Consider the following 9,429-nt stretch of genomic DNA (forward strand, 5'->3'; position numbering starts at 1 on the left):
CTTCAGACTACCCGGACAAAATTTCTACCCGCGTAGAGTTGTAGGAAGCTACGTGATCGCCATCACGATCGGGTATCAGAAGGGGGTGACCTGGAAAAGTTACGGGAAAGATCCCCGATCGGCCCCCGACAGGTATTGCGCACCTGACACGCGGGGAGATTTAGTCGGCTTCACTTTTTATTACCAGGCGCTGTACCGTACAAAAAAATTGGCATTTTCAGCCGAAGGGACCGATATTCGTGGCGCAGAAGGTCGTGGTCACTCTCTTTGACGACATCGACGGCTCGGAAGCGGCGGAAACGATCGCGTTCGGGCTCGACGGCAAGTCGTACGAGATCGACCTGAATGAATCCAATGCCAAGAAACTGCGTAAGGCGCTCGCGCCGTACGTGGAGGCCGGCCGCAAGCGGTCCCGGTCGGGCAAGGCGTACAAGCAGACGGAGGTCGCCCCCGACCCGTCCGCCGTCCGGGCCTGGGCCCTGGCCAACAAGATGGACGTCCCGGCCCGTGGCCGCATCCCCAAGAAGGTGTACGAGGCGTTCGCCGAGGCGCAGTAGTCGCGGCGCCGGCTGCCCTCAGGAGGGCCTGGGGGCAGCCGACTTGCGTTACCCCCCCGCTGATCGGCTAATGTCTGGAGCACGCCGCCGGGCACGGGAGAAAAACCCAGGCCAGGCAGGTTGTGCGGGTGTAGTTCAGTAGCAGAACATCCCCCTTCCAGGGGGAAGGCGCAGTGTGCAATTCCTGTCACCCGCTCTGCATCGCCGTACCGGTCTCGCTTGTGGATCAGGTAAGGTGGTGCCCGCGCCGATCGGTGGGAGCCGGTCGGATGCAGTGCGGACGTAGCTCAGTTGGTAGAGCGCAACCTTGCCAAGGTTGAGGTCGCGAGTTCGAGCCTCGTCGTCCGCTCAGGGTTAAGACCCCGGTCCATTAGGACCGGGGTTTTTTCGTGTCGTGATCCTCTTCTGACATTTGTCATGCGGGGTCATGACATCGCGCACTGCTCATGGCCCCCGCCGGGCGGGACGCTGAATGCATGAACGCCATGGGGACGAAAGAACACGTGATCGAGGTCGAGGACCTCCGGCGTGTGTACGGGGGCGGATTCGAGGCGGTCCGCGGGGTGACCTTCCACGTCGGGCGCGGTGAGGTCTTCGCGCTGCTCGGCACGAACGGCGCCGGCAAGACGTCGACGGTCGAGCTGCTGGAGGGGCTCGCGCAGCCGAGCGGGGGGCGGGTGCGCGTGCTCGGGCACGATCCGTACACCGAGCGGGCCGTCGTCCGGCCCAGGACCGGGGTCATGCTCCAAGAGGGCGGATTCCCCTCGGAGTTGAGCGTCGTCGAGACGGCCCGGATGTGGGCCGGCTGTGTCAGTGGCGCCCGACCGGTCGGTGAGGCGCTGGAGTTGGTCGGGCTCGGCGGCAAAGAGCGCGTCCGGGTCAAGCAGTTGTCCGGCGGTGAGCGGCGGCGCCTCGACCTCGCGCTCGCCCTGCTCGGCAACCCCGAGGTGCTGTTCCTCGACGAGCCGACGACCGGCCTGGACGCCGAAGGGCGGCGTGACACCTGGGAGTTGGTGCGGGCGCTGCGCGACTCGGGGACGACCGTGCTGCTCACCACGCACTACCTGGAGGAGGCCGAGGGCCTCGCGGACCGGCTCGCAATCATGCACGCCGGGACCGTCGCCCTCTCGGGGACCCCGGCCGAGGTGACCGCCGCGCAGCCGTCCCGGATCTCCTTCGAGCTGCCCCTCGGGTACTTCGTCGGGGATCTGCCGCCGCTCGACGGACTCGGGGTGCTCGGGCACACCGTCGAGAACGGCGTCGTCCGGCTGCGGACGCGGGACTTGCAGCGGACGGCCACCGAAGTGCTCGTGTGGGCGCGGGCGGCCGGGGTGGAACTGGGGCGGCTGGACGTGCGGTCGGCCTCGCTGGAGGAGGCGTTCCTCGGGATCGCCGCGGAGCGCAAGGAAGGGGTTTCGGTATGAGCGGGGTCGCCACGACGACGCCGGGCGGGCGGATGAAGGCGCTCGCGCGGGCGGAGTTCACGCTGCTGGGGCGGAGCAGGAGCATGGTCGTCACGGCGATGCTGGTGCCGCTGCTGCTGCCGGTCAGCGTCGCGCAGTTCACGAGCGACAAGATGCTGAAGGAGATGGGGCTCGACCTCGGGCAGTTGCTGCTGCCCGCCGGGATCGGGTTCTCGATGTTGTTCGGCATCTACTCGACGCTCGCCGCGATCTACACGACGCGGCGTGAGGAACTGGTGCTGAAGCGGCTGCGGACCGGGGAGCTGCGGGACGGGGAGATCCTCACCGGGACCGCGCTGCCGATGTTCGCGACGGGGCTGCTCCAGACCGTCGTCCTCGTCGTCGGGTGCATGCTGCTGGTCGACGTCGGTGTGCCGAAGGCGCCTCAGCTGGCCGTGCTGGGGCTGGTGCTCGGGTTCACGGTGTGTGCGGCGCTGGGCGCGGCGACGTCGGGGCTGACGAAGACCGTGGAGAGCGCGCAGGTCACGACGATGCCGTTCGTGTTCGTGTCGATGATCATGTCCGGGGTGGCCGTGCCGCTGGAGGCCTTCCCCGACCGGGCCCAGTCCTTCCTGGAGCTGCTGCCGCTGTCGCCGGCCATTCAGCTGATCCGGGGCGCGTGGACCGGCGGGATGTCCGGGGGCGAGGTGCTTCAGGCCGTCGGTGTCGGAGTGGCCTGGACCGTCGCCGCCGTGTTTGCTGTGCAGCGGTGGTTCCGGTGGGAACCTCGGCGCTGAGGATCGGGAGAGCATGCGGGGCTGGTGGGGGAAGAAGAGCACGCCGGAGAAGTTCGACGCGTACATGCGGTGGTCGTTCGCCTCGTTCGGGGTGATCGAGGTCGGGAGCGTCTCGGCCTCGGTCGCCTCTCTGGGCCCGCTGTTCGGCCCCCTGCTGCTGGGGCTGACGGCGCTGCACGGGGTGGCCGTGGTCGTCGTCGTCTTCCGGTCGCTGGACTGGCACCGGGGGTTGCGTGACCAGCCCGTGCGGCTGCTGTACGCGTTCGGTGCGCTCACCGCCCTGATCTGCGTCATGGCGGGCGTGCTCGGCCGGTACGGTCACGGCGAAACCGCGGACAGCGCCGGCGGTGCGATCTTCGGCGTCGTCATGGTCTTCGGGCCCGGCATCATCTGCTTCGGGCTGCGGGAGCGGCGGCAGATGTACGCGGTCATCGGCGGGTTCGCGGCCGGGACGGGGGTGCTGATGCTGGGGCTGGGGCGGTCCTGGGGTGCGCTGGTCGTCTCCCTCGTCGTGGTCGTCGCCTCCGCGTTCTGCGCGGCCGTCGGCGTCTTCTCGATCTGGATCATCAACGCCGTCTACGAGCTCGACGACGCCCGCGAGGCCCAGGCGCGGCTCGCTGTCGCCGAGGAGCGGCTGCGGTTCGGGCGGGATCTGCACGACGTGATGGGCCGCAACCTCGCCGTCATCGCGCTGAAGAGCGAGCTGGCCGTGCAGCTCGCTCGGCGGGGGCGGGAGGAGGCGGTGGAGCAGATGATCGAGGTGCAGCGGATCGCGCAGGAGTCCCAGCGGGAGGTGCGGGAAGTCGTGCGGGGGTATCGGGAGGTGGATCTCGGGGTCGAACTCCTCGGCGCTCAGGGGGTGTTGCGGGCCGCCGGGATCGAGTGCGAGGTGCGGGGGGACGTCGGGAAGCTGCCGGGGGAGGTGGAGTCGGTGCTCGGGTGGGTCGTGCGGGAGGCCGCCACCAATGTGCTGCGGCACGGGGACGCTCAGCGGTGTTCCGTGCGGCTTCGGGTGGGGGGTGGGCGGGTCGTGCTGACCGTCGAGAACGACGGGGCGTCCGAAGGGGGTGCGAGCGGGAGCGGGTCCGGGCTCGCCGGGCTTCGGGAGCGGCTCGCCGTCGTCGATGGGACGCTGGAGGCGGGGCTGGTGAAGGGCGGGGTGTTCCGGGTCGTGGCCGACGTGCCGATTTCTGTCAGTGAGGTCGTTTCATGAGCATGCGGGTACTGCTGGCCGACGACGAACATCTGATCCGGGGTGCGCTCGCCGCGCTGCTCTCCCTGGAGGACGACCTCGTCATCGTCGCGGAGGCGGCGAGCGGGCCGGAGGCGCTGGCGATGGCTCGGGCGCACGAGCCCGACGTCGCCGTCCTCGATCTTCAGATGCCGGGGGCGGACGGTGTGAAGGTCGCCACATCCCTGCGGACCGAGTTGCCCTCGTGCCGGGTGCTGATCGTGACGAGTCACGGGCGGCCGGGGCATCTGAAGCGGGCGCTCGCCGCCGGGGTGCGGGGGTTCGTGCCGAAGACGGTGAGTGCGCAGCGGCTCGCCGAGATCATTCGGACCGTGCATGCGGGGAATCGGTACGTGGACCCGGAGTTGGCGGCCGATGCGATCTCCTCCGGGGATTCGCCGCTGACTTCTCGGGAGGCGGAGGTGTTGGAGCTGGCGGCGGATGGGGCGCCGGTTTCCGAGATCGCCGAGCGGGCTTCGTTGTCCCAGGGGACCGTGCGGAACTATCTGTCGTCCGCCGTGTCGAAGTTGGGGGTGGAGAATCGGCATGCGGCTGTGCGGATCGCTCGGGAGCGGGGTTGGGTATAGTAGGCGTCGTGCTTCGGCACGTGCGGACGTAGCTCAGTTGGTAGAGCGCAACCTTGCCAAGGTTGAGGTCGCGAGTTCGAGCCTCGTCGTCCGCTCAGTTGAAAGCCCCGGCCCGGGATTTGGGTCGGGGCTTTCTTGGTTGTATGTCGGGTGCGGGTGCTTCGTGGTTGCTCGCGCAGTTCCCCGCGCCCCTAAAAAAGCGACAGTCGCCCGGCGACGAAAGAAGCCCCCGGAGTTCGTGCGTCCCCGGGGGCCCGCCGCTGTTACGTCCAGGTCTGGCCCGTCAAGCGTTCGTACGCCTCTACGTACTTCACCCGCGTCGCCTCCACGATCTCCTCCGGCAGCTCCGGCGGAGGCTGCTCGCTCTTTCTGTCCCAGCCCGATTCCGGGGACGTCAGCCAGTCCCGCACGAATTGTTTGTCGTACGACTCCTGCGCGCGGCCCGGCTGCCACTGGGCGGCGGGCCAGAAGCGGGAGGAGTCGGGGGTGAGGACTTCGTCGGCGATGACGAGGGTGCCGTCGGTGTCGTGGCCGAACTCGAACTTGGTGTCGGCGAGGATGATGCCTCGGTCGCGGGCGATGTCGCGGGCGCGGCCGTAGACGGCGAGGGTGGCCTGGCGGAGTTGGGCGGCCGTTTCGGCGCCTACCTGGCGGGCGACTTCTTCGTAGGAGACGTTCTCGTCGTGGTCGCCGACGGCGGCCTTCGTGGCCGGGGTGAAGATGGGGCCCGGGAGTTCGCTGCCGTCCTCCAGGCCCTCGGGGAGGGCGAGGCCGCAGACCGTGCGGGTGGCGTTGTACTCCAGGAGGCCGGAGCCGGTGAGGTAGCCGCGGGCGACGCACTCGACGGGGAGCATGTCGAGGGACTTGCAGACGAGGGTGCGGCCCTGCCAGTCGGCGGGGGCGCCGGCGGGGAGGTCCGTGCCGATGACGTGGTTGGGGACGAGGTCGGCGAGCTGGTCGAACCACCACAGGGAGAGCTGCGTGAGGATGCGGCCCTTGTCGGGGATCTCGCTCTGGAGGACCCAGTCGAACGCGGAGGTGCGGTTGCTGGCGACCATCACGAGGTCGCCCGCCGCGTTCCGGTACAGCTCACGCACCTTTCCGGTGTGCAGGTGCACCAGGCCCGGGACCTCAAGGGGTTCGGGCTTTACTACGAATCCGGGCACGGTTCCTCCCCGTGGATCTGTACAGGTGCCTCGATTCTCCCGTATACGGTTTTCGGCCTGGTCACCGGGCCGGTCGCGGCGAGGCGGAATCGCTCAGTCCCGTTTGCAGATCCGGTCCAGCAGGTTCGCCGTCGCCCGCTGCACCCGTGAGTCGACGTGCCCGGGGCGGTCCAGCGCCGGGGACCAGGCGAACGTGCCGGACGCGAAGACGAGGGCGCCGGAGGGGGCGCGGTACAGGGACGTCTCCTGGTGGCGGCGGGCGCCGGCGGGGTCGTCGTACGGGGAGTGGGCGAGGAGGAGGCGCTCCTCGTGTTCCGGGAGGGGCGTGCGGGGGAAGTAGCGGTCGGCCTCGCCCGCGACCAGGCCCTCGATCTCGTCGCCCTCGTGGGCGCCGGTGGCCTCCCACAGCCAGTGGTGGGCGTTGCGGACGATCATCGGGCTGGGGGTGGGGACGCGGCCGGCGTACTGGATGCCGAGGAGCTGCTGCTCGGGGCGGTCGATCTCGCGCCACAGCAGGGACTTGCCGGGGCCTTTGCGCTTGCGGCACGTCAGCAGGCGGGCGGGGGCGCCGGAGGGGGACGGCCCCAACTCGACCTGCCAGTACATGGTGTTGGCGGAGAGGAAGACGAGGGACGTGCCGCTGTCGCGGGCCAGCTCGGCGGTGCGGCGCATGTTCGCGGACCAGTACTCGTCGTGCCCGGGGAAGAGGAGGCCCCGGTAGCGGGTGGGGTCGACGGTGCCGGCGTGCAGGTCGCGCGCGTCGGCGTACGCGAGGTCGTAGCCGTAGCGCTCCGCCCAGCGGATGACGTCGTAGGCGTGGCCGACGTGCAGCGGCAGGCCGGCGCCGGCGTAGGGGCGGTCGAACGAGATGGTCGTCGCGGCGTCGGCCTCGCCGAGGAGGCGGCCCTCGTCGTCCCACGCGTGGTAGAGGCTCGCGCCGGTTCTGCCGTCCTCGGGGTAGAGGTTGTACGCCTGCCAGGTGATGTCCGGGAGGAGGAGCAGGAGGTCGGCGGGGCGTTGGTCCCTGACCGTGAAGGGGATGTGCGAGCGGTAGCCGTCGGCGGTGGTGAGGACGGCCACGTACGCGCCGACGTTCCAGTACGAGGGGACCTGGAGGCGCCAGCTGAGCCACCAGTGGTGGCAGGAGACCGTGCGGTCGGCGGTGAGGGGCGGGAGCTGGACGATGCCGGAGAGGCGGGGGCTGGTGGTGATCTTGGCGGCGCCCTCGCCGTTGTAGTGGCCGATGCGGTAGACGTCGACCGTGAACTGCTGGGGCGGGTCGACCGTGATGTGGAAGTCGACGGCCTCGCCGGGGGCCACCGCGCCCTGGGAGGTGAAGCCCTTGATCTGGCGGTGGACGTCGTCGGCGGAGCGGGGGGCGCCGGTGGGGAACGCCTGGTCTCTGGGGGCGGGGATGCGGGGGGTGTGGGGCTGGGGGTCCACGTACCAGGGGACGATGCGGCCGGTGTCGTCGAAGTAGGTCTCGCTGCCGCGCAGCCAGGGGAGGGGGCCGAGGGCGAAGGGGTCGGAGACGGCGTGGGCCATGGCGCCGGACTGCCAGCGGGGGGTGGGGGTGCCGGGGGGTGGCGGGGGGTCCAGTACTTCGTCGGGTGCGGGTGTGTTGTCGTTCTTCGCGCCCGTGTCCGGTTTCTCGTCCATCCTCGCTCCCCTCCCGCTGCCCCCGTGGTCGTGCCTTGTGCGGTGTGCTTGTCCTATGCCGGAGGCCTTGCCATGGGCTCCGATTGGTCCCAGCACATCACATAACGCGCGCAGGCGGTCACTACTCGTTGCGAATTGGCGTGAAGAGGAATACGCAACTCCGGTACGGCGCCTGTGGTTCAGACCAGGCGGAGGGGTTTCTCCGGACGTATGCCCAGTTCGACGAGCCAGACGCGGAGGGGGTCCGGGTCGCCGTGCTCCACGAGGCTCAGGACCCGGGGGGTGAGGTCGGGCGCGCGTTCGCCGTCGAACAGGAGGACCGGGCCGTCCAGCCAGTCCAGGCCCGGGGTCGCGCCGGCCGTGTCCATCGCCGCGCAGCAGACCATCGCGATGACGTGGTCCGCGAGCAACTCCCGCTCTGTGCGCGGGGGTTGGAGGGGGAAGAGAGGGAGCGCGTCGTCCCACAGGGCCGTGTCGGGGCCGGGGGTGGTGCCGGGGACGGCGGGACGGGGGGTTGCCGCTTCGTCGCGGGCCAGCTCGGCGCTGAGGCGGGCGGCGAGGGCGGAGGTGCGGGGGGAGAGGGTGGGGGGTTCTTCGGGGTAGAGGTCGGCTTCGTCGAGGTCTAGGAGGTCTGTGTCTGTGTCTGCGTCTGCGTCTTTGTCCACGTCTACGGCGGGCTCGGGGTGGGGTGCGTGGACGTCGTCCTCGAACCGCTCCCCTCCGTCCCCCGTCAGATGCTCCAGCACCCGCGCCAGCGTCGGCGCGTGCGCGTCCCCCTCGGTCGGCCGGGTCCTGCGGACGCCGAGCGCGTCCAGTGTGCGGTGCAGGCGGGAGGCGTTCGTGCGCCAGGTGCGGTCGACCACCTCGTCCGGGTAGTCCTGCCAGGTCACCGGGGACCAGTCGGGGCCGGGTTCGGCGGGGCCGCCGTGGAAGAGGCGGGCGGCGAGGAGGGAGGCCGCTTCGTCGATGGTGCCGGGCTCTTCGAGGAGGTCGCAGGCGGGGCGTTCGCCGAGGCGGGAGGCGAAGCCCTCGGCCAGCCGGTCGCGGCGGGAGAGTTCCGTGAGGGCGGCGACCACTCCCACGTCGAGGCGGGAGGGCCAGCGGCCCATGCGCCACGCGGGGAGCGCGACCCGGGTGAGGAGGCGGTCCCAGCCCGCGTAGGCGAGCCCGACCTGCTCCTGGGCGACGATGCGAAGTCCGTAGTCCACCGTCTGCGCGCGCTCGGCGGCGGCTGCGGCGACCCCCCGCTCCATCTCCGCCGCGTGCACCCGGCACCCGCGCAGCAGGAGTCGGACGACATGGCCCATGCCGGCGAACAGCAGGCGGGGCGAGCGGGCGGCGGCGGTGGCGACCGCGGCGTCGAGTCCGCGCACGAAGCGGCGGGCGGCGGCTATGTCGGGGTGGGCGGAGGGGCCCGTACCGGCGACGACCGGCGCGAGGACCGCGCGCAGTTCGCCGACCCGCATCCACCACAGGAAGGGGGAGCCGATGACGAGGACCGGGGCCGTCGGCGTCCGCCTCGGGTGGTCGGCGCCCGCGTTCGCTATCTCGTCGCGCGCGGGGGGCGGCGGGGTGCCGTGCGCCCGGTGGCTGCGGTCCTCCAGCCAGCTGTCGCAGTCCGGCGTCAGAGCTATCGCGGAGGGCGCGGGGACGTCCAGCCGGTCCGCCAGGTCGCGCACCAGGCGGTAGAGGTCGGGGGCCGCGGACTCCGGGATCGGGACCGTGGGGCTCAGGGCCGGGCGACCGTGCCGACGTTCTCCGACGCGATCCTCGTCTACCTGCGCGACCCGCTGCCGGTCGGCGACGAGCGGCCCACGGGTCCGCTGGTGCTGCGGCTGCGCCGCACGGACCGCATCCCCGAGGAGCAGGACTCCGAGGCCGGGTTCATCATCCCGGCGCCGCTGCCCGAGCCGTCCGAGATCTCCGAACTGTCGTCCGCGATCGCCGAGTTGTGCGAGGTGCGGCAGGGCGGGGCGCTCGCGGAGGTGCTGCGCGGGGTGCGGCCGGTGTTCGCGGACGCGCCCGCCGC

8 protein-coding genes, 3 tRNA genes and 2 pseudogenes are annotated in these 9,429 nt (G+C 70.8%); 10 read left to right on the forward strand and 3 right to left on the reverse strand.

The window, feature by feature from the left end; translation table 11 throughout:
* Positions 1-52: 52 nt before the first annotated feature.
* From ACVNF4_RS09160 to ACVNF4_RS09200, 9 genes are all read left to right on the forward strand, one after another.
* Positions 53-271: a hypothetical protein gene (locus tag ACVNF4_RS09160; protein WP_461802199.1), complete on the forward strand. Its 219-nt coding sequence runs from the start codon at positions 53-55 to the stop codon at positions 269-271.
* Complete coding sequence (locus ACVNF4_RS09165) at positions 240-557, forward strand: histone-like nucleoid-structuring protein Lsr2 (RefSeq protein ID WP_461802200.1); 318 nt, start codon at positions 240-242, stop codon at positions 555-557. The genes ACVNF4_RS09160 and ACVNF4_RS09165 overlap by 32 nt, the downstream gene beginning before the upstream one ends.
* 124 nt (positions 558-681) lie before the next feature.
* A tRNA-Gly gene (locus ACVNF4_RS09170) sits at positions 682-753 on the forward strand.
* A gap of 80 nt (positions 754-833) precedes the next feature.
* Positions 834-906, forward strand: a tRNA-Gly gene (locus ACVNF4_RS09175).
* A 136-nt stretch (positions 907-1,042) separates the two neighbouring features.
* Positions 1,043-1,981 (forward strand): ABC transporter ATP-binding protein, encoded by a 939-nt coding sequence (locus ACVNF4_RS09180; RefSeq protein WP_461802205.1) that lies wholly within the window; start codon positions 1,043-1,045, stop codon positions 1,979-1,981.
* Positions 1,978-2,757 (forward strand): ABC transporter permease, encoded by a 780-nt coding sequence (locus ACVNF4_RS09185; RefSeq protein ID WP_461802201.1) that lies wholly within the window; start codon positions 1,978-1,980, stop codon positions 2,755-2,757. Before ACVNF4_RS09180 ends, ACVNF4_RS09185 begins: the two co-directional genes overlap by 4 nt.
* Positions 2,758-2,770: 13 nt before the next feature.
* Complete coding sequence (locus tag ACVNF4_RS09190) at positions 2,771-3,970, forward strand: sensor histidine kinase (RefSeq protein WP_461802202.1); 1,200 nt, start codon at positions 2,771-2,773, stop codon at positions 3,968-3,970.
* Positions 3,967-4,575 (forward strand): response regulator, encoded by a 609-nt coding sequence (locus tag ACVNF4_RS09195; protein ID WP_461802203.1) that lies wholly within the window; start codon positions 3,967-3,969, stop codon positions 4,573-4,575. The genes ACVNF4_RS09190 and ACVNF4_RS09195 overlap by 4 nt, the downstream gene beginning before the upstream one ends.
* A gap of 22 nt (positions 4,576-4,597) precedes the next feature.
* A tRNA-Gly gene (locus ACVNF4_RS09200) sits at positions 4,598-4,670 on the forward strand.
* A 168-nt stretch (positions 4,671-4,838) separates the two neighbouring features.
* Here the strand turns inward: ACVNF4_RS09200 and ACVNF4_RS09205 are convergent.
* From ACVNF4_RS09205 to ACVNF4_RS09215, 3 genes and pseudogenes are all read right to left on the reverse strand, one after another.
* The gene (locus ACVNF4_RS09205) at positions 4,839-5,741 is read right to left on the reverse strand and encodes a phosphoribosylaminoimidazolesuccinocarboxamide synthase (protein WP_461802204.1); all 903 of its coding nucleotides are present in this window, start codon (positions 5,739-5,741) and stop codon (positions 4,839-4,841) included.
* A 93-nt stretch (positions 5,742-5,834) separates the two neighbouring features.
* Positions 5,835-7,286: a N,N-dimethylformamidase beta subunit family domain-containing protein gene (locus ACVNF4_RS09210; protein ID WP_461802206.1), complete on the reverse strand. Its 1,452-nt coding sequence runs from the start codon at positions 7,284-7,286 to the stop codon at positions 5,835-5,837.
* A gap of 293 nt (positions 7,287-7,579) precedes the next feature.
* Positions 7,580-9,142: pseudogene (locus tag ACVNF4_RS09215) on the reverse strand (M48 family metalloprotease); the annotation flags it as partial.
* On the opposite strand from ACVNF4_RS09215, the pseudogene ACVNF4_RS09220 reads away from it, so the two are divergent.
* Positions 9,134-9,429: pseudogene (locus ACVNF4_RS09220) on the forward strand (serine/threonine protein phosphatase); the annotation flags it as partial. The pseudogenes ACVNF4_RS09215 and ACVNF4_RS09220 overlap by 9 nt on opposite strands.

This window comes from Streptomyces sp. S6 (assembly GCF_054880855.1).

Bases quoted from the DNA above. Each gene is read 5' to 3' on its own strand.
- ACVNF4_RS09185 (WP_461802201.1), top strand. From the start codon at position 1,978: ATGAGCGGGGTCGCCACGACGACGCCGGGCGGGCGGATGAAGGCGCTC.
- ACVNF4_RS09195 (WP_461802203.1), top strand. From the start codon at position 3,967: ATGAGCATGCGGGTACTGCTGGCCGACGACGAACATCTGATCCGGGGT.
- ACVNF4_RS09190 (WP_461802202.1), top strand. From the start codon at position 2,771: ATGCGGGGCTGGTGGGGGAAGAAGAGCACGCCGGAGAAGTTCGACGCG.
- ACVNF4_RS09210 (WP_461802206.1), bottom strand. From the start codon at position 7,286: ATGGCCCACGCCGTCTCCGACCCCTTCGCCCTCGGCCCCCTCCCCTGG.
- ACVNF4_RS09180 (WP_461802205.1), top strand. From the start codon at position 1,043: ATGGGGACGAAAGAACACGTGATCGAGGTCGAGGACCTCCGGCGTGTG.